Raw genomic sequence first — 25776 nt, forward strand, 5'->3', positions numbered from 1 at the left:
CCGGGGACAAGCGGGCTAAGCGAAAGCTAAGCCGGTCAGCCGATCCGGTTGCGGTGGAGGCCCGACGCGATCACGGTGAGCGACCGTAGCGGCTCGGCGGTCTCCGGCCGGGTGCGCAGCAGGTCCTCCAGGCGGACCCGCCAGCGGCCGGCTTCGACGGCGGCAGCCTCGGGCGTGGTCCGGGCCCACGGCTGGAGCCGTCGCCGGGTGTCCTGGAGGGAGCCGGCGTGTTCGGGGCCGAGCAGCGCGCCGATTTCGGCGCACAACCAGTCGAAGAGTCGGTCGTCGGGGACGGCCGAGACGATCAGGCGGGCCATGTCCCAGGCCACGCGGGGATGATGGAGTACCTGCATGCCGGCTCCTGCGTCGAGGGTGGCGGTTCGGCCATCATCGATCCGCGACCGGCCCGGGGGCAACACCCGATCGGCCGGCACCCTGCTGCCGTGGCAGGGGCGTCCGGCGTCCGGCCCGGGTCACCGTCGGTCGGGCCTCACCAGGCGACGCCGATGCCGTCGCCGGGGTACCAGTGGTCGAGCGGGGTCTCCCGGTAGGCGAGGAACCGGCGGCCGGTGCGTTCGGCGTGTTCGGCGAGTACCCCGGTGGTGGTGACGTTGTCGGTGAGCAGGATCGCGCCGGGGGCCAGCTTCGGCTCGACGGCGTCGAACTCGCGGCGTTCGTGGTCGTGGCTGTGGTCGCTGTCGTGCAGGAACAGGTCGACCGGCCGGTCCAGGGCGGCGATCGCGGTGACCGAGTCGCCGACCACCAGGTCGACCACGTCGGACCAGGGCGCGCTGCGGGCCAGGTAGCCGGCCTCGGGGTTGACGTCCAGCGAGGTGAGCCGGCCGGGGTGGCCCTCGGCGGCGTTGCGCAGCAGGGCGGCGGCCAGGACGCAACTGCCCAACCCCTTGTCGGTGCCGGTCTCGACGACGTGGGCGGGCCGGGTGGCCCGGACGATCGCGTACCAGCCGACCCGGCGGGCGTAGCGGACCCGCCGGTCGGCCAGGCCGCGTCGGGCGGACCGGGCGGTGGCCTGTTCGATGTGCCGGCGCAGCTCCGCGTCACCGGTGATCTCGGTGAGGTAGCCCCGGACCCGGGCCACCGGGACGTCGCAGACCACGCTGACGAACCAGGTCAGGTGCTCCCGGCTGAGCCGGGTGAGGTCGTAGGTGTAGTTGTGGTGCTCCCGGGAGGTGGCCAGCCAGCGGGCCGAGGTGCGCAGCACCTTCGCGTCGTAGCGGGCGACCCGGGCGAGCCGTCCGGGGAAGGCGGCCACCGGTGCCAGCGGGGTGCGGGCGATGGCCCGGCGCAGTCTCGTCGCATCCACGGCGCGGTTCTACCAGCCGCAGGTGACGGGCGGCTGAACGTCCAGCGTACGGCGGCTTTTCGGGCCTCGGGCCGTCGGGCGTACGCGGGCTGCCGTACGGGGTGACGGCTCAGTAACATGCGGCCGTGCCCGCAGGTGAGAACGTTTCGGAATCCGCTCCGACCCCGTCCGCTGACGCCCCGGGGTCGCCGCCGGGGCGTCGTCGGGGCTGGCGGATCGCGCTGATCGTGCTGCTGGCGCTGGCCCTGCTCGGGGCGGGCGGCGTCGGCGCGGGCGCGCTCTATCTGCGCTCGGTCGACAACGACGTCGAGCGGGTGGACGCCTTCACCGGCGTGCCGACGCAGGACCGGCCGCCGGTGGTGGCCCGGGACGCCATGAACATCATGATCCTGGGCAGCGACTCGCGGGACCCGGAGCGGACCGAGGGGTCCCGTACCGACACGATCATCCTGGCCCACCTGCCGAAGGACCGGAAGAGCGCTCAGCTCGTGTCGATCCCCCGGGACACCTGGGTCCGCGTACCCCGGTCGGCCGACGGCCGGCACGGCGGCCGGACCGCGAAGATCAACGCGGCGTACGCCTGGGGCGGGATTCCGCTGATGGTGCAGACCGTCGAGGAGTTCACCCGGGTCCACGTCGACCACGTGGCGGTGGTCGACTTCGCCGGCTTCCAGGAGATCATCGACGCCCTGGGCGGGGTGGACATCACCGTCGACCACCGGTTCACCTCGATCCACCCGCCGCTGCGCACCTTCCCGGCCGGCCGGCAGACGATGGACGGGGCGACGGCGCTGGACTACTCCCGCCAGCGCAAGCAGTTCCCCGACGGCGACTTCGCCCGGATCCGGCACCAGCAGCAGGTGATCCGGGCGATCCTCGACAAGGCGGCCGGCGGCGGCATCCTGACCAGTCCGGGCAAGCTCAACGACTTCGTCCGGGCCGCCTCGGCGTCGGTCTCCGTCGACCGGGAGATGTCGCTGCTGGAGCTGGCGACCGAGCTGCGCGGCCTGCGCGGCGGCAACCTCACCTTCGTCACCAGCCCGTCACGGGGCACCGGCCGGGTGGGCACCGAGAGCGTGGTCTTCGCCGACGAGCGCAGGGCCGAGGCGTTCTACGACGCGGTCCGCCGGGACGCCACCGCCGAGATCGTCCGCGCCGCCCGCTGAGCCCGGCGTCAACCCGGTGATCGCCTCCGGGCGGGAAGACAGTGCTTGCCTCTGAAATTTTTCATGCATAGAGTCGCGGCATGAATGAAGGAGCCGTCGCCGCGCCACCGGACCGGCTGCTCGACCTGTTCCACGGGGTCCGGCTCACCCCCACCCAGCGGCGCATCGCACACTGCCTGGTGCAGCACGCCGCCACCGTGGCCTACCTGTCGGCCGCCGAGGTGGCCGAGCTTGCCGGGGTCAGCCAGCCGTCGGTGACCCGGTTCGCCGTGGCGCTCGGCCACGACGGCTACCCGGCGCTGCGCCGCCGGCTGCGCGAGCTGACCGCCGGCCCCGACGGCCGCGCCGACGACGGCAACGAACTGCAACGCGCGGTACGCGCCGAGATGGCGAACCTGGACCGGCTGGCCGGCGAACTGGCCGACCGGGACCGGATCGCCGCCGCCGGCCGGCTGCTCGCGACGAGCCGGCCGCTGCCGGTGCTCGGCCTGCGCGCCGCCGCGCCGCTGGCCGCCTACTTCGCCTACTTCGCCGCCAAGGTGCTCCCCGACGTCCGGGTCCTCGACGACGGCGGCAGCCTGCTCACCGACCGGCTCGAACAGGCCGCCTCGGCGGGGGCGGACGCGCTGCTCGCCTTCGTGCTCCCCCGCTACCCCCGGGAGACCCTCGACGCGCTGCGCGCCGCCCGCGACGCCGGCCTCACCGTCGTCGCGATCACCGACTCCCCGGTCAGCCCCGCCACCGAGTACGCCGAACTGGTGCTCCCCGCCGCCGTCGGCACCGACCTCGTCTTCGACCTGCACACCGCCCCGATGACCCTGGCGATGGTGGTGCTCCAGGCGATCTGCGACGCCGCCCCGATCCAGACCCAGCGCCGCCTGGAGGCGTTCGAGTCGTCCGCCGCCCGCCGTCAGTTGTTCCTCGGCTGAGAGGAGTACGCCATGCACCAGCCCGTCCGTGCCGCCCGTGGCACCACCCGTACCGCGCAGGGGTGGCCGCAGGAGGCCGCCCTGCGGATGCTGATGAACAACCTCGACCCGGAGGTGGCCGAACGCCCCGACGACCTGGTGGTCTACGGCGGCACCGGGAAGGCGGCCCGGGACTGGCCGTCGTACCACGCGCTGGTGCGCACCCTCACCGGGCTGCGCGACGACGAGACGATGCTGGTGCAGTCGGGCCGCCCGGTCGGGGTCATGCGCACCCACGAGTGGGCCCCCCGGGTGCTGCTGGCCAACTCCAACCTGGTCGGCGACTGGGCCACCTGGCCCGAGTTCCGCCGCCTGGAATCCCTCGGCCTGACCATGTACGGGCAGATGACCGCCGGCTCGTGGATCTACATCGGCACCCAGGGCATCCTCCAGGGCACCTACGAGACGTTCGCCGCCGTCGCCGCGAAGTGTTTCGGCGGCAGCCTCGCCGGGACGCTGACCCTCACCGCCGGCTGCGGCGGGATGGGCGGGGCGCAACCCCTCGCGGTCACCATGAACGACGGCGTCTGCCTGGTCGTGGACGTCGACCGCACCCGGCTCGACCGGCGGGTGCACGACCGCTACCTCGACGAGGTGGCCGACTCGCTCGACGACGCCGTCGCCCGGGTGCTGGCCGCGAAGCGGGACCGGCGGGCGCTCAGCGTCGGCGTGGTCGGCAACGCCGCCACCGTCTTCCCCGAACTGCTCCGTCGGGGCGTCGCCGTCGACGTGGTCACCGACCAGACCAGCGCGCACGACCCGCTGTCGTACCTGCCGGAGGGGGTGGAACTGGCCGACGCCCGGGACTACGCGGCGGCCAAGCCGGCCGAGTTCACCGACCGGGCGCGGGCGTCGATGGCGAAGCACGTCGAGGCGATGGTCGGCTTCCTCGACGCGGGCGCGGAGGTGTTCGACTACGGCAACTCGATCCGGGGCGAGGCGCAGCTCGGCGGGTACGCGCGGGCGTTCGACTTCCCCGGCTTCGTGCCGGCGTACATCAGGCCGTTGTTCTGCGAGGGCAGGGGGCCGTTCCGCTGGGCGGCGCTCTCCGGCGACCCGGCCGACATCGCCGCCACCGACCGGGCCATCCTCGACCTGTTCCCCGAGAACGAGTCCCTCGCGCGGTGGATGCGGCTGGCCGGCGAACGGGTCGCCTTCCAGGGGCTGCCGGCCCGGATCTGCTGGCTGGGCTACGGCGAGCGGGACGTCGCCGGGGTGCGGTTCAACGACATGGTCGCCGCCGGGGAACTGTCCGCGCCGGTCGTGATCGGCCGGGACCACCTGGACTGCGGCAGCGTCGCCAGCCCGTACCGGGAGACCGAGGCGATGGCCGACGGGTCCGACGCGATCGCCGACTGGCCGCTGCTCAACGCGCTGGTCAACACGGCCAGCGGCGCGTCCTGGGTGTCGATCCACCACGGCGGCGGGGTGGGCATCGGCCGGTCGCTGCACGCCGGTCAGGTCTGCGTGGCCGACGGCACCGCGCTGGCCGGGCAGAAGATCGAACGGGTGCTCACCAACGACCCGGCGATGGGTGTCATCCGGCACGTCGACGCCGGCTACGACACCGCCCGCGACGTCGCCACCCGCACCGACGTCCGCGTCCCCATGGCGGAGGGGCCCGCGTGAGTGCGAGGAGCGCAGCGCAGCGGAGCACCGCAGTCACGAACAACGGAGGAACCCCGTGAGTGCGAGGAGCGCAGCGCAGCGGAGCACCGCAGTCACGAACAACGGAGGAACCCCGTGAGCGGCCTTGCCGTGAGGTTCCGGGAGTTGTGGGACGAGATCGCGCCGGTCGGCCGGGACGTCGGCAGCGGCGGCTATCTGCGGTACGCGCTGACCGCGCCGGAGCTGCGGCTGCGGGAGTGGTTCCGGGCGCAGGCCGACCTGCGGGGGATGCCGGTCAGCGAGGACGGCAACGGCAACCTGTTCGCCTGGTGGGGCGACCCGGACACCGACGGGCGGGCCGGCAGCGGGGCGGTGCTCACCGGCAGCCACTTCGACTCGGTGCCGCACGGCGGGGCGTACGACGGGCCGCTCGGCATCGTCAGCGCGTTGCTCGCCGTGGACGAGTTGCGGGCCGCCGGCGTCACCCCGGTCCGGCCGGTGGTGGTGGCCGCGTTCGTCGAGGAGGAGGGGGCGCGGTTCGGCGTACCGTGTCTGGGGTCGAGGCTGCTCACCGGCGAGATCGACGCCGACCGCGCGGCCGGGCTGCGCGACGCGGCCGGGGTGAGCTTCGCCGAGGCGCTGGGCCACCGGCCGGCGGGTGCCGACCCGGCGCTGCTCGGCCGGTTCGCCGCCTTCGTGGAGCTGCACGTCGAGCAGGGGCGGGCGCTGGTCGACGCCGACGCGCCGGTCGCGGTGGGCAGCGCCATCTGGCCGCACGGCCGGTGGCGCTTCGAGCTGCGCGGCGAGGGCAACCACGCCGGTACGACCCGGATGGGCGACCGCCGCGACCCGATGCTCACCTTCGCGTTCACCGTGCTCGCCGCGAACAAGGAGGCCCGGCTACGTGACGCGCACGCCACCGTCGGCCGGGTGTCGGTGGAACCCAACGCCACCAACGCGGTCCCGTCGACGGTGACCGGCTGGCTGGATGCCCGCGCCGCCGCGCCGGAGACCCTGGACGGCCTGGTCGAGGCGGTCCGGGCCAAGGCCGCCGAACGGGCCCGCCGCGACGGCACCGAGCTGACCGTCACCCGGGAGTCGGCCACGCCCCTGGTCACCTTCGACGGCGGGCTGGCCGACCGGCTGACGGAGCTGCTGGCCGCGCCGGTGCTGCCCACCGGGGCCGGCCACGACGCCGGGGTGCTCGCCGCGCACCTGCCCACCGCGATGCTGTTCGTCCGCAACCCGACCGGGGTGTCGCACTCCCCCGCCGAGTCGGCCACCGACGACGACTGCGCGGCCGGGGTGGTCGCGCTGGCCCGGGTGCTGGAGGAGCTGGCATGCCACTGACCCGTTGGCTGGCCGAGCAGGCGTGGCTGCCCGACCGTGCCGCGCCGACCCCGGACGTGCTGATCGAGGCCGAGGACGGCCGGTTCACCGCCGTCACCCCGCTGGCCCGGGGCACGTCGCCGCTCACCGGGGTGGAGGTGCTGGCCGAGGCGGTACGGCTACCCGGCCTCACCCTGCCCGGCCTGGCCAACGCCCACTCACACGCCTTCCACCGGGCGCTGCGCGGGCGTACCCACGGCGGGCGGGGTGACTTCTGGAGCTGGCGGGAGGAGATGTACGCCGTCGCCGGCCGGCTCGACCCCGACGCGTACCTGGCGCTGGCCCGGGCCGCGTACGCCGAGATGGCGCTGGCCGGGGTGACCTGCGTCGGCGAGTTCCACTACCTGCACCACGGCCCCGACGGCCGGCCGTACGACGACCCGAACGCGATGGGCGCAGCGCTGGTCGAGGCGGCGGCCCAGGCCGGCATCCGGATCACCCTGCTGGACGCCTGCTACCTGACCGCCTCGGTGGCCGGGGAGCCGCTGGCCGGGGTGCAGCGGCGCTTCGGCGACGGGGACGCGCGCCGCTGGGCGGACCGGGTCGACGGGTTCCGCCCGGCCGGGGCGCACGCCCTGCGCGGGGCGGCGATCCACTCGGTACGCGCGGTGCCGGCCGAACAGCTCGCCACCGTCGCCGGGTGGGCGTACCGGCAGGGTGCCCCGCTGCACGTGCACCTGTCGGAGCAGCCCGCCGAGAACGACGCCTGCCGGGCGGCGCACGGGCGTACCCCGACCGGGCTGCTCGCCGACCGTGGCGTGCTCGGCCCGGACGTCACCGCCGTGCACGCCACCCATCCCACCAGCGCCGACCTGGCCCTGCTGGCCGAACACCGGACCGGGGTGTGCCTGTGTCCCACCACCGAACGGGATCTGGCCGACGGGATCGGGCCGGCCCGGCTGATGGCCGACGCCGGCATCCCGCTGAGCCTGGGCAGCGACAGTCACGCCGTGGTCGACCTGTTCGAGGAGGCCCGCGCGGTGGAGCTGGACGAGCGGCTGCGTACCCGGCGACGTGGGCACTTCACCGCCGCCGCGCTGCGCGACGCCGCCACCGTCTCCGGGCACGCCGCGCTGGGCTGGGCCGACGCCGGCCGGATCGCCGTCGGGGAACGCGCCGACCTGGTGACCGTACGGCTGGACAGCCCGCGTACCGCCGGGGTGCCGCCGGTGGGGGTGTTCTTCGCGGCCACCGCCGCCGACGTCGACCAGGTGGTGGTGGACGGGCGGCAGGTGGTGCGCGACGGCCGGCACCTGACCGTGGACGTGCCGGCGGAGCTGCGCGCGGCGGTCGCGGCGGTGACCGGTGACTAGCCGTACCGGGCCGGCGGCGGTCGCCACGCGGCGGTCGGCGGCGGGAGGTGTGTGGTGAGCAGTCTGCTGGTCGACGACATCGGCGAGCTGGTCACCAACGTGCCGACCCCCGGCGGCGGGCCGCTGGGCCTGCGGCGCGACGTGGCCCTGCTGGTGGAGGCGGGTCGGGTCGTCTGGATCGGGCCGGCGCGCTACGCCCCGGCCGCCGACCGGCGGATCGACGCCGAGGGCGGTGCGGTGCTGCCCGGGTTCGTGGACAGCCACGCCCACCTGGTGTTCGCCGGGGACCGGGCGGCCGAGTTCGCGGCCCGGATGGCCGGTGAGCCGTACACCGGGGGCGGCATCCGGACCACTGTCGGCGCGACCCGCGCGGCCTCCGACGACGACCTGCGGGACACCGTACGCCGGCTGCGCGACGAGGCGATGCGGCAGGGCACCACCACCATGGAGATCAAGAGCGGGTACGGCCTGACCGTCGCCGACGAGGCCCGCTCGCTGCGGATCGCCGCCGAGGTGACCGCCGAGACCACCTTCCTCGGCGCGCACGTCGTCCCCGCCGAGTACGCGGGCCGCCCCGACGACTACGTGGGGCTGGTCTGCGGGCCGATGCTCACCGCCGCCACGCCGTACGCCCGCTGGGTGGACGTGTTCTGCGAGCGGGGCGCGTTCGACGCCGACCACGCGCGGGCCATCCTCACCGTCGGGCAGGCCGCCGGGTTGGGGTTGCGGTTGCACGCCAACCAGCTCGGCCCGGGGCCGGGGGTGCGGCTCGGGGTCGAGTTGGGCGCGGCCAGCGTCGACCACTGCACCCACCTGTCCGACGCCGACGTCGACGCGCTGGCCGGTTCGGCCGGCGCCGACGAGCCCACCGTGGCGACCCTGCTGCCGGGGGCGGAGTTCTCCACCCGGTCGCCGTACCCGGACGCCCGGCGGCTGCTCGACGCGGGGGTGACCGTGGCGCTGGCCACCGACTGCAACCCCGGGTCGTCGTACACCTCGTCGATGCCGTTCTGCGTCGCGCTGGCCGTCCGCGAGATGCGGATGACCCCGGCGGAGGCGGTCTGGGCCGCGACGGCGGGCGGCGCGCGGGCGTTGCGCCGCACCGACGTCGGGGTGCTGCGCCCCGGGGCGCGGGCCGACCTGATGATCCTCGACGCCCCGTCCCACCTGCACCTGGCCTACCGGCCCGGTGTTCCCCTGATCCGCCAGGTTCTGCACAACGGAGTGCCGCAATGTCGACTGTGACCGTCCAGCCCACCGGGATCACCCCCGCCGACGTGCTCGCCGTGGCACGGGGTGACGCCCGGGTCGTCCTCGCCCCGGCCGCCGTCGACGCGATGGCCGCCAGCCGACACATCGTGGACGGCATCGAGGCCGCCGGCCGCCCGGTGTACGGCGTCTCCACCGGATTCGGGGCGTTGGCGAACACGTTCGTCACCCCGCAGCGCCGGGCCGAGTTGCAGCACGCGCTGATCCGCTCGCACGCCGCCGGGATCGGCGCGCCGATGCCCCGCGAGGTGGTCCGGGCGATGATGCTGCTGCGGGTCCGTTCGCTGGCGTTGGGCCGCTCCGGGGTCCGGCCGCTGGTCGCGCAGGCGCTGGTCGACCTGCTCAACGCCGACGTCACCCCGTGGGTGCCGGAGCACGGGTCGCTCGGCGCGTCAGGTGACCTGGCCCCGCTGGCGCACTGCGCGCTGGCGCTGCTCGGCGAGGGATGGGTGCTCGGCCCGGGCGGCGAGCGGGTCGACGCCGCCGACGCGATGCGCGATGCGGGGCTGACCCCTGTCGCGTTGGCCGCCAAGGAGGGGCTGGCGCTCATCAACGGCACCGACGGCATGCTCGGCATGCTGCTGCTGGCCATCGCGGACGCCCGGCACCTGTTCGCCATGGCCGACGTGACCGCCGCGCTGGCCATCGAGGCGATGCTCGGTTCGGAACGGCCGTTCCTGCCCGAGCTGCACACGATCCGGCCGCACCCCGGGCAGGCCGCGTCGGCGGCGAACATCCACCGGCTGCTGCAGGACTCCCGGGTGATGGACTCGCACCGCGACGACCTGGCGCACGCCGTGCAGGACGCGTACTCGATGCGGTGCGCCCCGCAGGTGGCCGGCGCGGCCCGCGACACCCTCGACTTCGTCGCGACGGTGGCCGACCGGGAGCTGGTCTCGGTGGTGGACAACCCGGTGGTGCTGCCGGACGGCCGGGTCGAGTCGACAGGCAACTTCCACGGCGCCCCGCTCGGCTTCGCCGCCGACTACCTGGCCATCGCCGCCGCCGAGGTGGGGGCGATCGCCGAACGCCGGGTCGACCGGCTGCTCGACGTGACCCGCAACCGGGACCTGCCGGCGTTCCTGTCCCCCGACGCCGGGGTGAACTCCGGGCTGATGATCGCCCAGTACACGGCCGCCGGGATCGTCGCGGAGAACCGCCGGCTGGCCGCGCCCGCCTCGGTCGACTCGCTGCCCACCAGCGGCATGCAGGAGGACCACGTCTCGATGGGCTGGGCAGGGGCCAAGAAGCTGCGTACCGTGCTGGACAACCTCACCAGCCTGCTCGCCGTCGAGCTGCTGGCGGCCGTCCGGGGACTCCAGCTGCGCGCGCCGCTGACGCCGTCACCGGCCGGGCGCGCCGCGCTGGACGCGCTCGGCCCGGCGGCCGGAGCGCCCGGGCCGGACGTCTTCCTCGCCCCGGTGCTGGAGTCGGCCCGGTCGGTGCTCGCCGGCCCGGACCTGCGGGCGGCCATCGAACGCGCGGTCGGCCCGCTGCGCTGACCGTCCGCCGTCCACACCGGACGTCGCCGCCCGTACCCGGCGGGTACGGGCGGCCGGGCCGGTCAGGTGGCGGGAAGCACCTTGGCGGCGAGCTTCGCCAACTCGCGCAACGCCTTGCCCCGGTGGCTGATCGCGTCCTTCTCCTGCGGGGTCAGCTCCGCGTTGGTCCGCTCCTGGCCGTCGCCCACGAAAATCGGGTCGTACCCGAAGCCGCCCTCGCCGCGCGGGGCGCGCAGCAGCCGGCCGGGCTGGCGACCGTCGACCAGGTGCTCCTTGCCGCCGGGCAGCACCAGCGCCACGGTGCAGACGAACGACGCCCCCCGGTGCTCGTCGGGCAGGTCGGCGATCTGGTCCAGCACCAGCTGGAGGTTGGCCCGGTCGTCGCCGTGCCGGCCGGCCCACCGGGCGCTGAACACCCCGGGCATGCCGTTGAGCGCGTCGACCGCGATGCCCGAGTCGTCGGCGATGGTGGGCAGGCCGGTGCGCCGGCAGCCCTCCCGGGCTTTGATCAGGGCGTTCTCGCCGAAGGTGAGGCCGGTCTCGGGCAGCTCCGGGTACTCCTCGACGTCGTCGAGGCCGAGCAGGGCGATCCGGTGCGCGCCGAGCGCGCCGTCCAGGATGCGCTGCAACTCCACCAGCTTCTTACGGTTGCGGGTGGCGAGCAGGACCTTGTTCATGATGCGAGAGCCTTCCGCTGCGCCTCGGCCAGTTCCAGACAACCCAACGACGCGACGTCCAACAACGCATCGAGCTGCGCCCGGGAGAAGACACCGTCCTCGCCCGTGCCCTGCACCTCGACGAAATCGCCGTCGCCGGTGCAGACGACGTTCATGTCCACCTCGGCGGCGACGTCCTCGACGTAGCAGAGGTCGAGCAGGGGTTCCCCGGCGACGATCCCGACGCTGACCGCGGCCACCGACCGGTGCATCACCTTCTCCGGCCTGCCGGCCAACGACTTGCGGCCGGCCAGCCAGCTCACCGCGTCGTACAGGGCCACGTACGCGCCGGTGATGGAGGCGGTACGGGTGCCGCCGTCGGCCTGGAGCACGTCGCAGTCGAGCACGATCGAGTTCTCGCCGAGCGCCTTGAGGTCGACGCAGGCGCGCAGGCTGCGGCCGATCAGCCGGGAGATCTCGTGGGTCCGCCCACCGATCTTGCCGCGGACGCTCTCCCGGTCGGAGCGGGTGTTGGTGGCCCGGGGCAGCATCGCGTACTCGGCGGTCACCCAACCGAGCCCGGAGCCCTTGCGCCAGCGGGGCACGCCCTCGGTGACGCTCGCCGTGCAGAGCACCCGGGTGCCGCCGAACTCGACGAGCACCGAGCCCTCCGGGTGGGTGCTCCAGCCCCGGGTCAACGTCACAGGTCGGAGTTGGTCGGGCCGCCGCCCGTCAGGTCGCGCCATCCCTGCACCCTATGCGGTCGCATGATCGGCGCTTGCCCGGGTGTCCGGGTGCGCTCAGATGTCGTAGCTGGCGCCGGCCCGCACCACTTCCAGCGGCCCGGTGAACGACCCGGCCGCCGAGGCGACGGTGTGCGACTCGCTGCCCCAGGCCGCCACCAGGTGGGTCAACAGCAGCCGGCCTACTCCCGCCTTGGTGGCCGTCTCGCCCGCCTCCCGGCCGGTCAGGTGCAGATCCGGCGGGTTGTCCACCCCGTCGAGGTAGCTGGCCTCGCAGAGGAAGACGTCGGCGTCCTGGGCGAGCCGCAGCAGGGCGTCACAGGGTGCGGTGTCCGAGGAGTAGCAGAGCACCCGGCCCTCGTGCTCCAGCCGCACCCCGTACGTCTCGATCGGATGGTTGACCCGGTCGACGGTGACGGTGAACGGGCCGATCGGGAAGGTGCCCGGCTGGAGGCCGTAGAACTGGTAGACGTCCTCCACGTTGCTGTCGTCCTGGCCGTAGGCGGTGGCGAGCCGGTCCGGGGCGCCCGACGGGGCGTAGACCGGCAGCGGCGGGTAGGGCCCGTCGGGGGCGTACCGCCTGACCACCACGTACGAGGCGGCGTCGAGGATGTGGTCGCAGTGCAGGTGGGTGAGGAGGATGGCGTCCGGGGCGTGCAGGCCGGCGTACCGCTGGAGGGTGGACAGTGAGCCCGGCCCGAAGTCGACGAGCAGCCGGAAACCCTGCGCCTCGATGAGGTAGGCGGAGCAGGGGGATTCGGGGCCGGGGAAGCTTCCCGCACAGCCCAGGACGGTCAGCCGCATCCGGTCGCCCCACAATTACGGTATGTAGTCGACACGCCGGAGTCAGCACCGATTATGATCTCTACCGACGCGTACGCCACGGTGCGCAGCCTACGCGCAGCGACGGCAGGGCAAGAATCATCTTCTGGAAGTTGTCATCAACGTGACACCCGGAGGGCCGACCGACGCCTCCGCCGACCGGCCCCACACGGGTCATGCCCAGAGCTGCCCCTCCAGGGCGTTCTCGGCGTCGGCGAGGGTGCCGCCGTACGCCCCGGTGGAGAGGTACTTCCAGCCACCATCACAGACCACGAAGGCGACGTCGGCCCGTCGGCCGTCCCGCACCGCCTCGTGCGCCACCGACAGGGCGGCGTGCAGGATCGCCCCGGTGGAGAAACCGGCGAAGATCCCCTCCACCTCCACCAACTGCCGGGTACGCAGCACCGCGTCCCGGGTGCCGACGGAGAAGCGCCTGGTGAGAACCGACGCGTCGTACAACTCGGGGACGTAACCCTCGTCGATGTTGCGCAGGCCGTAGACGAGTTCGCCGTAGCGCGGCTCGGCGGCCACCACCTGGATACCCTCGACCTTCTCCCGCAGGAACCGCCCGGTGCCCATCAGGGTGCCGGTGGTGCCCAGGCCCGCCACGAAGTGCGTGATGGTGGGCAGGTCGTGCAGCAGTTCCGGGCCGGTGGTCTCGTAGTGGGCGCGGGCGTTGGCCTCGTTGCCGTACTGGTAGAGCATCACCCAGTCCGGGTGGTCGAGCGCGATCTGCTTCGCCGTGGCGACCGCCTGGTTCGAGCCGCCCGCCGCCGGCGAGAAGATGATCTCGGCGCCGTACATCCGGAGCAGCTGGACCCGCTCGGTGGAAACGTTCTCCGGCATCACACAGACCAGCCGGTAGCCGCGCAACTTGGCCACCATGGCCAGTGAGATACCGGTGTTGCCGCTGGTCGGCTCCAGGATGGTGTCGCCGGGGCGGAGCCGGCCGGCCTGCTCGGCCGCGCGGACCATGAACAGGGCCGCGCGGTCCTTGATGCTGCCTGTCGGGTTCCGGTCCTCCAGCTTGGCCCACAGCCGCACCGGCGGCGCCCCGTCGGGCACCGTCGGCGAGAGCCGGGGCAACCCCACCAGGGGGGTGCCGCCGCAGGCGTCGAGCAGGCTGTCGTACCGCGCCATGACGCCCGCCCTCAGCGGGGGGCGACGGCCGCGCGCCGTGCCGCCACCGCCGCGGTGGCCGCACGGTGCTGGCTGATCGCCGCCGCGGCGGCGAAGCCGAACGCCCCACCGGCGACGGCCGGCAGGACGGTGACGCTGTCGCCGTCGTTGAGCTTGGCGTCCAGCGCGCCCAGGAAACGGACGTCCTCGTCGTTGACGTAGACGTTGACGAAGCGGTGCAGCGCCCCGGCGTCGGTGACCAGCCGGGCCTTCAGGCCGGCGTGCCGGGTGTCCAGGTCGGTGAGCAGGTCGCCCAGGGTGTCCCCGGTGCCCTCGACGACCTTCGCGCCGCCGGTGTAGCTGCGCAGGATGGTGGGGATGCGAACCTCGATGGCCATGACGTACTCCTTGGTCGGGTGTGCCTCGGTGCCGGACGGAACAGGGTGTGCGGAGCTGGGGGTCAGCTGCCGGAACACTCGTAGTCGACCGTCGCCGGGCTCTGCCCGAACATGTAGGACTGGACCGCGTGCGGGTCCACCCCGGCGTCCACGATCCGTACCGGCTCCTCGGTCACCACGCCGTCGACGATCCGGAAGGAGCGGATCTCCTCGGTGTCCGGTTCGCGGGTGGAGACCAGCAGATAGTGCGCGCCCGGCTCACCGGCGAAGGCGACGTCCGTGCGGGACGGGTACGCCTCGGTGGCGGTGTGCGAGTGGTAGATGACGACCGGTTCCTCGTCGCGGTCGTCCATCTCCCGCCACACCCGCAGGTGCTCCATCGAGTCGAACTCGTAGAAGGTCATCGAGCGGGCCGCGTTGTCCATCGGGATGTGCCGGGTCGGGGTGTCGCCGCCCACGGGTCCGGCGACCACCCCACACGCCTCGTCCGGGTGGTCCCGGCGCGCGTGGGCGACGATCGCGTCGACGATCGACCGGTCGATGCTCAGCACGTGGCCCAGCCTAGCGCCCACCCGCCGGGCCCGGCGAGGCGGTGACCGTCACAGTTCAGTCGATCATGGCGTTGAGCAGGGATTCCTGGAGATAACCCAGATAGGCGTAGACCGACAGTTGGAACACCCTTGACGAGGTGGGGTCGTCGGCGACCGCGTCGTCGAGTTCCTCGCCCAGGTCGGTGCCGTCCTTGATCTCCAGCCGGACGCCCATTGCCAGCCGGGCGTCGTTGAGCGCCCGCAGCCACGCCTCGGCCGCCTCGGCGTCCAGCCGCACCTCGCCACCGGCCGACTCGGGCAGCGCGGCGAGCACCGCGCCCGCCTGGTCGATCTTGGCGGTCTTCAGGTCACCCTCGGTGTACCGGCGGAACTCCGCCGTGCCGGCCGGATCGTCCGGGTAGGCGTCGGGGAAGAGCCGCCCGACGACCGGGTCGGTGTGGTCGAAACCGTCGGTGAGCAGGCCGACCACCTCGGTCGCGACCTTACGCAACACCCGGACCTCGTCGACGGCGAAGGTCGCCACGTAACAGCCGCCCTGGCGGCGGAACATGCTCACCGCGTCAACCCCCATCGCCACCGCCGGACCCGCGGACCCGGCTCACTCCGCACACTCATGACCACCCTGGCCCGCGACTGCGGGGCTCGCAAACCCGGCTCACTCCTCGCGCTCACGAACGGTCCACCGTCGCCCAGAGGCCGTAGGCGTGCAACTGCGACGCGTCGTGCTCCATCCGCTCCCGGGCGCCGCTGGAGACCACCGCCCGACCCTTGTGGTGCACGTCCAGCATCAGCTTCTCGGCCTTCTCCCGGCTGTACCCGAACAACTTCTGGAAGACCCAGGTCACGTACGTCATGAGGTTGACCGGGTCGTCCCAGACGATCGTCACCCACTGCCGGTCCTCGACCGGCACCTCGTCGGTGTCCGGCGTCTCGACCGGGGCAACCTGTGGAGCGGCCATGTCCCCCATCGTGCCACCGGAAGCGGCGATCCGATGAACCGGAACGCCGGGGCGGCCCGGATCACCCTCCCGAGCTGCGGAAACCGGGCGGGGTGCCGACACGGCGGGGATACGCACCGGGACACCCGGCTCAGGCGAGCAGGATGCCGTGGTCGAGAGCGTCGGTCAGGACCGCGTCGAGCGCCAGCCGGAACGCCTCGAACCGCCGCGACACCTCGCGGGACAACTCCAGCTCGACCTCGCGCAGCGCCCGTTGCACCCAGGAGCGGGCGGCGTTCGGATCGTCGTTGCCGGGGCTGCGCCAGTGCTGCCAGCACCCGCCGGACAGGGCGACCCCGATCCGGGGCAGCACCTCGGTCCGGGGCGCCCCGGGATGACCGAGCAGGGCGTCCAGCGCGCCGGCCCCGGGCAGCACCGCCACCCCGGCGGTGCCGGTGACCAGGAGCACCCGGTCCAGTTCCTGACCGGACGGATGGTCGGCCAACCCCCACCGGACGGCCGCGCCGATGCGCTGGCGTACCCCCTCGGCGACCGGTCCGCCGAAGATCCGGGCGGTGGCGCCGTCGAGGATCTCCCGGACGACCCGGTCCTGCTGTTGGGTCGCGAGCAGGGAGAGCGCCTCCAGCTCCCGGTCGAGCAGTTGCGGCAGGCCCGCGCAGCCCACCCCGAAAACGATCTCCTGGACGGCCCGCAGGTGGATGTTGGCCAGTTCGAGCGCGAGCTGCTGACGGATGCCGCGGGCACGCAGCCGGCTCTGCCGCGCCAACCCGTCGGCCCAGTCGTCACCTGGTGGTTCGGGGGCCACCGGCACCCGCCCGTGCGCGCCGGGCGGCACGGGCGGCCGGGAGCTCGCCCGACGCAGTCCCTCGATGGCCGACCAGCCGACCAGCGCCCGGCGCAGGGCCGGATGCTCGGCCCGGTGCACCGGGTACCAGTCGGCCTCGGCCAGCTCCGGCACCGCCGACAGCAGCGTGGCCCGGTGGGCCGCGACGGTCACCGCCACCGGGTCGACCGGGCCGCCGGCCGGAGGCGCGTCGGGCGGCGACGCGAGCGCCACTCCGGTGTCGTCGGTCGCGGCCGGCTCCGTCGCCGCCCAGCCGCCCGCGCCGGGGGTCACCACGAAGAAGACCCGTACCCGACTCCGCGCCACCTCGGCGATCAGGTGCAGTTCGGCGGCGGTGAAGGTCTGGTCGGCGCCGATCACGAACAGCAGCGCGCCGGCCCGGACAACCGCGTCGAGCAGGATCCGGCCACCGGCGACGCCGAGGGTGTCGGTGTCCGGTGTGTCGAGTACCGCGAAGTGCCGCAGCAGCGGTTCCGGCAGGCTCAGCTCGACCCGGCGGGGCGCGCGGGCCAGCGCCGGGCCGGCGGCGGCCTGGTCGGCGCCGTAGGAGTGCGGCTGCCGGTAGCCGGGCACGTACGCCGCCCGGGTCGCCACCCGGGCGTGCCGGACCAGTAGGCAGCTGCCCGCCGGGGTGGCCAGCATTCCGGAGGGGACCCCGAGCAGCGCGGCGAGCACCTCGCGGCGGGCCGCCCCGGCCGGGCCGGCGGCCACCACGGCCAGCGGCTCGTCGGGGTCGACCTCGACGGCCCACGGGTGCGCCGGGAGCGGGCCGTGGGACGGCAGCCCCGCGGCGTCGGGATGGTCGGACGGGTCGTCGGTCATGTCGACCTCGGAGAGTGGACCGGGCTTCATTCGGCCTCCGCTCGACGCGGGCCTCTGGCTGCACCCGCGGTAGGACGTCCGATCAGTGACGATGGGCTGCGGGAAGGTTACGGGCCGCAGCCGGTTTCACCGGAACATCTCGGGTACTCAGCAGTAACTGCGACATTACTCAACTTCACAGCGTGATCGGGTATCTCCGGACCGATTTACATCGATATGCTGCTCGGATGAGTCGGTGGAGTTTCGTCGGCCGAACGGATGAACTCAACCGTCTGTTGGCAGCGGTGCACGAGAGTCGGGGGCAGGGGCTCTTCTTCAGCGGCAGCGCCGGGGTCGGCAAGAGCCGGCTGCTCCGCGAGGCGGTGGCGGCACTGTCTCCCGAGCGGTACGCGCTGTCGTTCGTCGCGGCGAGCACGGCCACCACGGCGCTGCCGTTCGGCGGGCTCGCCCCGGTGCTGCCGGCCGAGCAGCCACCCGGGCTCTCCCCCGCCGGGGTGCTGCGCTGGGGCGTCGACGTGCTCCAGGAGCAGGCGGCCGGGCGGCGCATCGTGCTCGCCATCGACGACGCCCACCTGCTCGACCCGCCCTCGTCGGCGCTGGTCCACCTGCTCGCCCGCGCCGAGAACACCACCGTGCTGGGCACCCTGCGCAGCGGCGAGCAGATCCCGCTGCCGATCCGGGCACTGTGGACCGACGACCTGGTCGGGCACGCCGAGCTGGCCCCGCTCGGCCCGGGTGAGATCACCGACCTGCTCGCCGCCCTGCTGGACGGGCCGGTCGACGCCGGCTCCGCCGAGCGGCTGTTCCGCCTCTCCGCCGGCAACCCGCTGCTGCTGCGGGAGCTGGTGCTGGCCGCCACCACCGGAGGCGAACTGGTCCGCACCTACGGGGTCTGGCGGTGGACCGGCCGGCTGGAGCTGGCCCCCAGCCTCACCGACCTGATCGACACCCGGATCGGCCAGTTGGACCCCGTGGTCCGGGCGGTGGTGGAGCTGGTCGCCTTCGGTGAGCCGCTCGGCCTGCGCCTGCTCGACCGGGCCGCCGACCCGGCCGCCGTGGAGGTCGCCGAGGAACGCGGGCTGATCGCCGTCGTGCCCGACGACCGGCGGATGGACGTCCGGCTCGCCCACCCGCTGTACGGCGAGGTGATCCGCCGTCGCTGCCCGGTCAGCCGGACCCGCCGCCTGAAGGCCCAGCTCGCCGACGAGGTGGAGGCGGCCGGCGGCCGCCGCCGGGGCGATCTGCTCCGGGTGGCGGTGTGGCGGCTCGATTCCGGCAGCGTCCAGGACCCGGCCCTGCTGCTGCACGCCGCCGTCCAGGCGTTCACCAGGTACGACGTGCCGCTGGCCACCCGGCTGGCCCGGGCCGCGCTCGACGCCGACGGTGGCTACGACGCCGCCGAACTGCTCGCCACCATCCTGATGTTCGGCGACCGACCGGCCGAGGCGATCAGCGTGCTCGACGCGGTGGCCGACGACATCGCCTGCGAGGAGCGCCACAGCCGCTGGCTCACCGTGCGCGGGATGGTCAGCTACTGGGGGCTCAGCGAACGATCCACGGTGGACACCGTCGCGGCGGCCGGGCGGGCCCTGACCGACCCCGGACACCAGGCCCGGGTCCGCGCCTTCGAGGCGATCATGCGGCTGCACGGCCTGGAGGTCGACACTGCGCTGCGGCTTGGCCGGTCGGTGCTGGACCGGCCGGCCGCCAGCGTCGCCGCCCGGGAGCTGGCCCGGTGCACCATCGCCCACGCCGACGCGGTGCACGGCCGGTTCCGGGCCAGCGCCACGGCGATCGACCGGGTGCAGGCGGAGGCGGCGAACTGGCGGGCCGACATGCCGTACCTGCAACTGGCCATGGAACTGGCCCGGGGCACCCGGCTGGCGCTCTCCGGGGACCTGCCCGGGATCGACGCCATCGTGGCCGACGAGTTCGCCGACCAGGCCGACGCCGGGGATTTCCGGCTCGGCACCGGCTACCTGTCCATCCTCCAGGCGTACGCGGCGCGGCTGCGCGGTCGGGGCGACGACGCGCTCAAGGCCAGCCTCGGCGCGTGCGCGGTGCTCGCCACCAGCCGGGTCTTCGCCGGACTGGCGCACGCCGAACGGGCCCAGGCGGCGGTGTTGCGGGGCGACCCGGCGACCGCCGTGGAGGCGATGGCCGAGGCCGACCGGACCCAGGCCCCCGGCATGGCGGTGCTCCAGCCGTGGCTGGAACAGGCCCGGGCCGCCGTGCTGGCCGCCGGGGGTGACCAGGCCGGGGCGGCGCGGCACCTCGGTGTGCTGGTCGACCGGTTGCGCGCCGACGGGTTCGCCGGCCACGAGGTGCTGGTGCTGCACGACCTGGTCCGGCTCGGCCGGGCCACCGCCCCGGTGGGGCCGACCTGCACCGACGGCAGCCGACGTACGGTGGCGCAGCGGCTGACCGAACTCTCCGAGACCGTCGACGGGGCGCTGACCCCGCTGCTCGCCCGGCACGCGCGGGCCGCCGCCGCACGCGACGGGGAGGCCCTGCTGGAGGTGGCGGACAGCCTCGCGAAACTCGACCTGACGGTCTGGGCGGTCGACGCCACGGCGACGGCGCTGCACGGGTGGCGACGGGACCGCTCGACGTCGGCCGCCGCCGCGCACGAACGGCTCGCCGCCCTGCTCACCCGCTGCGACGAGATCCGCACCCCGGCGCTTGACGCGTTGCGGCCCACGCTCAGCGGCCGGGAACTGGAGGTCGCCCTGCTCGCCGCCGCCGGGGTCACCAGCCGGGCCATCGCGGGCCGGCTGTTCCTGTCGCCCCGGACGGTGGAGAACCATCTCCAGCGGGTCTACAGCAAGCTCGGCATCACCGGCCGGGCCGGGTTGGGGGCGGCGCTGCGGGCGATCCCGGGCCACGGCGACGGACCGACCAGCTGAACTCTAGGCTGGGCTGGTGAGCCACCTACGCCCCGCGCTGCTGACCGACCACTACGAGCTGACCATGGTCAGTGCCGCCCTGCGCGACGGCACCGCCGACCGCCGGTGCACCTTCGAGGTGTTCAGCCGGCGACTGCCCGCCGGACGCCGGTACGGGGTGGTCGCGGGGACCGGCCGCCTGATCGACATGGTCAGGGAGTTCCGGTTCGCCCCGGAGGAGGTCGAGTTCCTGCTGCGTACCGGGGTGGTGGACGAGCCGGCCGCCAGGTGGCTGGCCGACTACCGGTTCACCGGCGACATCGACGGGTACGCCGAGGGCGAGCTGTTCTTCCCCGGTTCCCCGATCCTCACCATCTCCGGCGGCTTCGCCGAGTGTGTGGTGCTGGAGACGCTGGTGCTGTCGGTGCTCAACCACGACTGCGCGGTGGCCGCGGCAGCCGCCCGGATGGTCACCGCGGCGCGCGGTCGGGCGTTGATCGAGATGGGTTCCCGACGGGCCCACGAGGAGGCGGCGGTGGCCGCGGCGAGGGCGGCGTACCTGGCCGGGTTCCGGTTCACCTCCAACCTGGCCGCCGGCCAGCGTTACGGCATCCCCACCGCCGGGACCGCCGCGCACGCGTTCACCCTGCTGCACGACGACGAGCGGACGGCGTTCGCCTCGCAGGTCGCCACGCTGGGTCGGGACACCACGCTGCTGGTTGACACGTACGACATCAGGCAGGGCATCCGCAACGCCATCGAGGTGGCCGGGCCGCAGCTGCGGGCGGTCCGGATCGACTCCGGGGACCTGGCGGTCATCGCCCACCAGTCCCGGGAACTGCTCGACTCGCTCGGCGCCACCGAGACGAAGATCATCGTTTCGGGGGATCTCGACGAGTACGCCATCGCCGCGCTCGCCGCCGAACCTGTCGACATGTACGGCGCGGGCACCGCCGTGGTCACCGGCTCCGGCGCGCCCACCGCCAGCCTCGTCTACAAGCTGGTCGAGGTGGACGGGCGGCCGGTGGTCAAGCGTTCCGAGAACAAGGCCACCATCGGGGGCCGGAAGGTCGCGGTACGCCGGCACAAGCCGACCGGCACCGCCACCGAGGAGGTCGTGGTCTCGCAGGGGGTACCGGACCGGCAGGCCAACGACCGGTTGCTCCAGCACTCGTACGTGGTCGACGGCGAACCGGTCGACCTGCCGGGCATCGAGCAGTCCCGCGAGCACCTGCGCCAGTGCCTGATCTCGATCCCGTGGGAGGGGTTGAAGCTCTCCGCCGGTGATCCGGCGATCCCGGTCACGGTCGTGCCGGCTGGTTGAGCCGCCGGGGCAGACTGGGTCGTGCCGCAGGTGGGGTCACCGGCGGTGAGCAGAGAGAAAGGGCACCGATGGCCAACGCGCTGATCATCGTGGACGTGCAGAACGACTTCTGTGAGGGCGGTTCCCTCGCCGTCGCCGGGGGCGCGGGTGTCGCCGCCGGCATCTCGGGTCTGCTGGCCGGGGAGCCGCAGCGGTGGGACCACGTGGTCGCCACCAAGGACTACCACGTCGACCCGGGGGCGCACTTCGGCGATCCGCCGGACTACGTCGAGTCGTGGCCCCGGCACTGCGTGGTCGGCACCCCGGGCAGCGAGTTCCACCCCGACCTGGTGACCGACCGGGTCGAGGCGGTCTTCCACAAGGGTGAGCACGCCGCCGCGTACTCCGGGTTCGAGGGGCACGCCGTCGACGGCGAGTGCCTGGCCGACTGGCTGCGCCGGCACGACGTGGACCGGGTCGACGTGGTCGGCATCGCCACCGACCACTGCGTCCGGGCCACCGCCCTGGACGCCGCCCGGGAGGGCTTCGCCACCACCGTGCTGCTCGACCTGACGGCGGCGGTCGCGCCGGCGACGCTGGACGTGGCGCTGCGGGCGATGGACGGGGCCGGGGTGACCCTGCGCGGGGAGCCGGTGATCAGCGCCGCATGAGCAGGTAATCGCTTGCCGATGTCGTACCCCCGGTCGAGGATGACCGCCGGAGGTACGGAGCATCATGACGTTGACGCCTTACCGGCAGGCCCTGGCCCAGCCCGGTCTGCGGGCCCTGCTGCTGGTGGCGGTGCTGGCCCGCATCCCGCTCACGGCGACGGGGGTGACGCTCACCTTCTACGTGGTGCTGGAGCTGGGCCGGGGTTACGGTGCCGCCGGCCTGGTCGGTGCCGCCTCGGTCGCCGGTGCGGCCATCGGCTCGCCCCTGCTCGGCCGGCTGGTCGACAGGCGTGGCCTGCGCCCGGTGGTCGCGGTGACCACCGTCGTCGAGGCGGCGTTCTGGGTGAGCGCCCCGACGCTGAGCCTGCCGCTGCTGCTGCCCGCCGCGTTCGTGGCCGGCCTGTTCGCGCTGCCGGTCTTCTCGGTGGTCAGGCAGTCGATCGCCGCGCTGGTGCCGGCGCAGCGCCGCCGTCCCGCGTACGCGCTGGACTCGATGTCGATGGAGCTGTCCTTCATGATCGGGCCGGCGCTGGCCGTGGCGCTGGCCACCGCCGTGTCGCCCCGGGTCACGCTCTGGGCGGTCGGCGCGGGCATCGTCGGCGCGGGCATCGCACTCTGGCTACTCGACCCGCCGACGCGCGGCGCCGACGAACCGGTCGGCCCGCAGCCCCGGGTGCCCCGGCGGCAGTGGCTGACCAGCCGGCTGCTCGCGGTGTTCGCGGTGAGCGCCGCTGCGACCCTGGTGCTCGGCGGCACCGACGTGGCGGTGGTGGCGGTGCTGCGGGCCGGCGGTGAGGTCGGCTGGACCGGCGCGGTGCTCACCGCCTGGGCGATCGCCTCGCTGGTCGGCGGCTTCGCCTACGGAGCCGTCCGCCGCTCCTTCTCCCCGCTGGCGCTGGCCGCCCTGCTCAGCCTCTGCACCATCCCGGTCGGGTTGGGTGGCGGCCACTGGTGGCTGCTCTGTCTGACCCTGCTGCCGGCCGGCGCGCTCTGCGCCCCCACCATCGCCGCCACCGCCGACGCGGTCAGCCGGCTCGCCCCGGCCGGGGTACGCGGTGAGGCGATGGGCCTGCACGGCTCCGCCACCACCGTCGGTATCGCGCTCGGCGCGCCGCTGGCCGGCGCGGTGATCGACGCCTCGGCACCGCTCTGGGGTTTCGTGGTCACCGGGGCGGTGGGGCTGCTGGTGACCCTGGCGGTGCTACCCGTGGTGCTTTCCCGCCGCCGCCCACCCGCCGCCCCGGCATCCACCCTGTCCACGCCGGCACCAGAACCGGCACCGGCGGCCTGAGCCACCGCCCGCCGACCCGCCCGTAGCCGCGTCACGGCCGGCACCGCCCGGGTGGCAGGCGGCGCGCGGTGCTGGCGGCACCCGGCTGCCGTAGGTGCGCGGTGGCCGGTGGTGCGCGGCCCGTCGCCACCCGGGATACCTTCACCGTTGAGCGGTATGCCGCAGAGTCATAGATATGATTCTGCGGCATACCGCTCAACCGGGAGTGGGTCACCCCGGCAGGTTCGCACCAATGGCAGGCGGGACCGGAACGTGAGCTCCACCGGGCTCCCCGGCCCCCGTCATCGCGAGTAACGGCGAAGGGCACCGCGCCCCGGTGGGGTGCGGTGCCCTTCGGCGGTTCGTGCCGAGCGTCAGCGCTGGTCGAGGTTCCCGGCGGTGTCCTCCTGGTAGCTGGCACCACCGTTGACCTCGCTGGTCAGTGGCTTGGCACCACCCTCCGGCGGGCCGGCGAGGCTCTGCCCGGCGGCCAGCTCGGGGAACTTCGCGTCGAACGCCGGGCGCTCGGAACGGATCCGGGGCATCCGGTCGAAGTTACGCAGCGGCGGCGGGGAGCTGGTCGCCCATTCCAGCGAGTTGCCGTGGCCCCACGGGTCGTCCACCTCGACGACCGGCCCGGTCTTGTACGACTTCCAGCAGTTCCAGATGAACGGCAGGGTCGAGATACCGGTGATGAACGCGCCAATCGTGGAGATCATGTTGAGCGTGGTGAAGCCGTCGCTGGGCAGGTAGTCGGCGTACCGGCGGGGCATGCCCTCGGCACCGAGCCAGTGCTGCACCAGGAAGGTGGTGTGGAAGCCGATCATCGTGAGCCAGAAGTGAATCTTGCCCAGGCGCTCGTCGAGCATCCGGCCGAACATCTTCGGGAACCAGAAGTAGATGCCGCCGAAGACGGCGAACACGATGGTGCCGAAGAGCACGTAGTGGAAGTGCGCCACGACGAAGTAGTTGTCGTGCAGGTGGAAGTCGAGCGGCGGGCTGGCCAGCAGCACCCCGGTCAGACCACCGAAGAGGAAGGTCACCAGGAAGCCGATGGCGAACAGCATCGGCGTCTCGAAGGTGATCTGGCCCCGCCACATGGTGCCGATCCAGTTGAAGAACTTCATGCCGGTCGGCACGGCGATCAGGTAGCTGAGGAAGCTGAAGAACGGCAGCAGCACCTGACCGGTGGCGAACATGTGGTGCGCCCAGACGCTCATCGACAGGGCGGCGATGGCGATGGTGGCGGCGACGAGGCCCTTGTAGCCGAAGATCGGCTTGCGGGAGAAGACCGGGATGATCTCGGTGATGATGCCGAAGAACGGCAGCGCGATGATGTACACCTCGGGGTGGCCGAAGAACCAGAAGAGGTGCTGCCACAGCATCGGGCCGCCGGTGGCCGGGTCGTAGACGTGCGCGCCGAGCAGCCGGTCCGCGGCCAGCGCGAAGAGCGCGGCGGCCAGCAGCGGGAAGACCAGGATCGCCAGCAGGCTGGTGACCAGCATGTTCCACGTGAAGATCGGCATCCGGAACATGGTCATGCCGGGGGCGCGCAGGGTCAGGATCGTGGTGATCAGGTTGACCGCGCCGAGGATGGTGCCCAGACCCGAGATGGCCAGGCCGACCACCCACATGTTCGCGCCGACGCCTGGCGAGTGCTCGATGCTGCTCAGCGGGGTGTAGGCGGTCCAGCCGAAGTCGGCGGCACCACCCGGGCTGAGGAAGCCGGCGGTGGCCATCGTGCCGCCGAACAGGTACAGCCAGTAGGCGAAGGCGTTCAGCCGGGGGAACGAGACGTCGGGGGCACCGATCTGCAACGGCACGACGTAGTTGGCGAACGCGAACACGATCGGGGTCGCGAAGAACAGCAGCATGATCGTGCCGTGCATGGTGAACAGCTGGTTGTACTGCTCCGGCGACAGGAACTGCATGCCCGGCCGCGCCAGCTCGGCTCGCATGATCAGGGCCATCAGGCCACCGATCATGAAGAACACGAACGCGGTGACCATGTACATGATCCCGATCTGCTTCGCGTCCGTGGTGCGCAGCAGCCGCGCGATGGCCGACCCCTTGACCGGCTCTCGGACCGGCCATGGCCGGGTCACGACCGGCTTGGGTGCGACGGTGGTCACGAATGGCCTCCGGTTCTCGGTTGTCCCGCTCGGCACGCCTCGTCAACTGCGGGCCGTCATCC

23 protein-coding genes are annotated in these 25776 nt (G+C 73.5%); 11 read left to right on the forward strand and 12 right to left on the reverse strand.

Annotation, left to right across the window (positions count from 1 at the left end; genetic code table 11):
- Window positions 1-35: 35 nt before the first annotated feature.
- Window positions 36-353 (reverse strand): hypothetical protein, encoded by a 318-nt coding sequence (locus ACN267_RS18435; protein WP_281900146.1) that lies wholly within the window; start codon window positions 351-353, stop codon window positions 36-38.
- Window positions 354-490: 137 nt separating this feature from the next.
- Complete coding sequence (locus tag ACN267_RS18440) at window positions 491-1324, reverse strand: O-methyltransferase (RefSeq protein WP_204956653.1); 834 nt, start codon at window positions 1322-1324, stop codon at window positions 491-493.
- A gap of 221 nt (window positions 1325-1545) precedes the next feature.
- Here ACN267_RS18440 and ACN267_RS18445 point away from each other — a divergent pair, with 221 nt between their 5' ends.
- From ACN267_RS18445 to hutH, 7 genes are all read left to right on the forward strand, one after another.
- A complete protein-coding gene (locus ACN267_RS18445; protein WP_421490442.1) occupies window positions 1546-2490 on the forward strand; it encodes an LCP family protein in 945 nt (314 codons plus the stop codon).
- Window positions 2491-2570: 80 nt separating this feature from the next.
- Window positions 2571-3419, forward strand: a complete 849-nt coding sequence (locus tag ACN267_RS18450; RefSeq protein WP_281900152.1) for a MurR/RpiR family transcriptional regulator — start codon at window positions 2571-2573, stop codon at window positions 3417-3419.
- A gap of 12 nt (window positions 3420-3431) precedes the next feature.
- The gene (gene hutU, locus ACN267_RS18455; RefSeq protein ID WP_421489223.1) at window positions 3432-5087 is read left to right on the forward strand and encodes a urocanate hydratase; all 1656 of its coding nucleotides are present in this window, start codon (window positions 3432-3434) and stop codon (window positions 5085-5087) included.
- 114 nt (window positions 5088-5201) lie between these two features.
- Window positions 5202-6416, forward strand: coding sequence for an allantoate amidohydrolase (locus tag ACN267_RS18460; RefSeq protein WP_421489224.1), 1215 nt, complete (start codon window positions 5202-5204; stop codon window positions 6414-6416).
- Window positions 6413-7768, forward strand: a complete 1356-nt coding sequence (locus tag ACN267_RS18465) for a formimidoylglutamate deiminase (protein ID WP_421490443.1) — start codon at window positions 6413-6415, stop codon at window positions 7766-7768. Before ACN267_RS18460 ends, ACN267_RS18465 begins: the two co-directional genes overlap by 4 nt.
- Window positions 7769-7822: 54 nt before the next feature.
- Window positions 7823-9013, forward strand: a complete 1191-nt coding sequence (gene hutI, locus ACN267_RS18470; protein WP_281900157.1) for an imidazolonepropionase — start codon at window positions 7823-7825, stop codon at window positions 9011-9013.
- The gene (hutH, locus tag ACN267_RS18475; RefSeq protein ID WP_421489225.1) at window positions 9001-10539 is read left to right on the forward strand and encodes a histidine ammonia-lyase; all 1539 of its coding nucleotides are present in this window, start codon (window positions 9001-9003) and stop codon (window positions 10537-10539) included. The genes hutI and hutH overlap by 13 nt, the downstream gene beginning before the upstream one ends.
- 62 nt (window positions 10540-10601) lie before the next feature.
- Here the strand turns inward: hutH and rdgB are convergent, their stop codons facing one another.
- From rdgB to ACN267_RS18520, 9 genes are all read right to left on the reverse strand, one after another.
- Complete coding sequence (rdgB, locus tag ACN267_RS18480; RefSeq protein WP_088641776.1) at window positions 10602-11216, reverse strand: RdgB/HAM1 family non-canonical purine NTP pyrophosphatase; 615 nt, start codon at window positions 11214-11216, stop codon at window positions 10602-10604.
- Complete coding sequence (gene rph / locus ACN267_RS18485) at window positions 11213-11941, reverse strand: ribonuclease PH (RefSeq protein ID WP_204956647.1); 729 nt, start codon at window positions 11939-11941, stop codon at window positions 11213-11215. The genes rdgB and rph overlap by 4 nt, the downstream gene beginning before the upstream one ends.
- 54 nt (window positions 11942-11995) lie before the next feature.
- A complete protein-coding gene (locus ACN267_RS18490) occupies window positions 11996-12742 on the reverse strand; it encodes an MBL fold metallo-hydrolase (RefSeq protein WP_204956646.1) in 747 nt (248 codons plus the stop codon).
- A 192-nt stretch (window positions 12743-12934) separates the two neighbouring features.
- Complete coding sequence (locus ACN267_RS18495; protein WP_204956645.1) at window positions 12935-13900, reverse strand: PLP-dependent cysteine synthase family protein; 966 nt, start codon at window positions 13898-13900, stop codon at window positions 12935-12937.
- A gap of 11 nt (window positions 13901-13911) precedes the next feature.
- Complete coding sequence (locus ACN267_RS18500) at window positions 13912-14277, reverse strand: MoaD/ThiS family protein (protein WP_204956644.1); 366 nt, start codon at window positions 14275-14277, stop codon at window positions 13912-13914.
- 62 nt (window positions 14278-14339) lie between these two features.
- Entirely contained in the window at window positions 14340-14828 is a 489-nt protein-coding gene (locus ACN267_RS18505) for a Mov34/MPN/PAD-1 family protein (RefSeq protein ID WP_204927214.1), read from the reverse strand.
- A 55-nt stretch (window positions 14829-14883) separates the two neighbouring features.
- A complete protein-coding gene (locus tag ACN267_RS18510) occupies window positions 14884-15378 on the reverse strand; it encodes a DUF2017 domain-containing protein (protein WP_204927332.1) in 495 nt (164 codons plus the stop codon).
- A 118-nt stretch (window positions 15379-15496) separates the two neighbouring features.
- Window positions 15497-15787: an ATP-dependent Clp protease adapter ClpS gene (gene clpS / locus ACN267_RS18515; protein WP_088641781.1), complete on the reverse strand. Its 291-nt coding sequence runs from the start codon at window positions 15785-15787 to the stop codon at window positions 15497-15499.
- 130 nt (window positions 15788-15917) lie between these two features.
- Window positions 15918-17483: a hypothetical protein gene (locus tag ACN267_RS18520; protein WP_204956643.1), complete on the reverse strand. Its 1566-nt coding sequence runs from the start codon at window positions 17481-17483 to the stop codon at window positions 15918-15920.
- A gap of 197 nt (window positions 17484-17680) precedes the next feature.
- On the opposite strand from ACN267_RS18520, the gene ACN267_RS18525 reads away from it, so the two are divergent.
- The 4 genes from ACN267_RS18525 (at window position 17681) to ACN267_RS18540 (ending at window position 23603) form a co-directional block, all read left to right on the forward strand.
- Window positions 17681-20359 (forward strand): LuxR C-terminal-related transcriptional regulator, encoded by a 2679-nt coding sequence (locus ACN267_RS18525; protein WP_421489226.1) that lies wholly within the window; start codon window positions 17681-17683, stop codon window positions 20357-20359.
- Window positions 20360-20375: 16 nt separating this feature from the next.
- Window positions 20376-21662: a nicotinate phosphoribosyltransferase gene (locus tag ACN267_RS18530; protein ID WP_204956641.1), complete on the forward strand. Its 1287-nt coding sequence runs from the start codon at window positions 20376-20378 to the stop codon at window positions 21660-21662.
- A 68-nt stretch (window positions 21663-21730) separates the two neighbouring features.
- Window positions 21731-22312: an isochorismatase family protein gene (locus tag ACN267_RS18535; protein WP_421489227.1), complete on the forward strand. Its 582-nt coding sequence runs from the start codon at window positions 21731-21733 to the stop codon at window positions 22310-22312.
- Window positions 22313-22376: 64 nt separating this feature from the next.
- Window positions 22377-23603, forward strand: a complete 1227-nt coding sequence (locus ACN267_RS18540) for an MFS transporter (RefSeq protein WP_204956639.1) — start codon at window positions 22377-22379, stop codon at window positions 23601-23603.
- A 353-nt stretch (window positions 23604-23956) separates the two neighbouring features.
- Here ACN267_RS18540 and ctaD read toward each other — a convergent pair whose 3' ends face one another.
- Window positions 23957-25714, reverse strand: coding sequence for a cytochrome c oxidase subunit I (gene ctaD / locus ACN267_RS18545; protein WP_204956638.1), 1758 nt, complete (start codon window positions 25712-25714; stop codon window positions 23957-23959).
- Window positions 25715-25776 lie beyond the last annotated feature (62 nt).

Origin of the sequence: Micromonospora sp. WMMD734, from assembly GCF_049178975.1 — a bacterium.
In the GTDB taxonomy this organism is placed as follows: Bacteria; Actinomycetota; Actinomycetes; order Mycobacteriales; family Micromonosporaceae; genus Micromonospora; species Micromonospora wenchangensis.

Coding starts and splice junctions, on each gene's coding strand:
- ACN267_RS18535 (WP_421489227.1), top strand. CDS start 21,731: ATGGCCAACGCGCTGATCATCGTGGACGTGCAGAACGACTTCTGTGAG.
- hutU (WP_421489223.1), top strand. CDS start 3,432: ATGCACCAGCCCGTCCGTGCCGCCCGTGGCACCACCCGTACCGCGCAG.
- ACN267_RS18540 (WP_204956639.1), top strand. CDS start 22,377: ATGACGTTGACGCCTTACCGGCAGGCCCTGGCCCAGCCCGGTCTGCGG.
- ACN267_RS18500 (WP_204956644.1), bottom strand. CDS start 14,277: ATGGCCATCGAGGTTCGCATCCCCACCATCCTGCGCAGCTACACCGGC.
- hutH (WP_421489225.1), top strand. CDS start 9,001: ATGTCGACTGTGACCGTCCAGCCCACCGGGATCACCCCCGCCGACGTG.
- clpS (WP_088641781.1), bottom strand. CDS start 15,787: ATGGCCGCTCCACAGGTTGCCCCGGTCGAGACGCCGGACACCGACGAG.
- rdgB (WP_088641776.1), bottom strand. CDS start 11,216: ATGAACAAGGTCCTGCTCGCCACCCGCAACCGTAAGAAGCTGGTGGAG.
- ACN267_RS18490 (WP_204956646.1), bottom strand. CDS start 12,742: ATGCGGCTGACCGTCCTGGGCTGTGCGGGAAGCTTCCCCGGCCCCGAA.
- ACN267_RS18450 (WP_281900152.1), top strand. CDS start 2,571: ATGAATGAAGGAGCCGTCGCCGCGCCACCGGACCGGCTGCTCGACCTG.
- ACN267_RS18520 (WP_204956643.1), bottom strand. CDS start 17,483: ATGAAGCCCGGTCCACTCTCCGAGGTCGACATGACCGACGACCCGTCC.
- rph (WP_204956647.1), bottom strand. CDS start 11,941: ATGGCGCGACCTGACGGGCGGCGGCCCGACCAACTCCGACCTGTGACG.
- ACN267_RS18525 (WP_421489226.1), top strand. CDS start 17,681: ATGAGTCGGTGGAGTTTCGTCGGCCGAACGGATGAACTCAACCGTCTG.
- ACN267_RS18435 (WP_281900146.1), bottom strand. CDS start 353: ATGCAGGTACTCCATCATCCCCGCGTGGCCTGGGACATGGCCCGCCTG.
- ACN267_RS18495 (WP_204956645.1), bottom strand. CDS start 13,900: ATGGCGCGGTACGACAGCCTGCTCGACGCCTGCGGCGGCACCCCCCTG.
- ACN267_RS18510 (WP_204927332.1), bottom strand. CDS start 15,378: ATGTTCCGCCGCCAGGGCGGCTGTTACGTGGCGACCTTCGCCGTCGAC.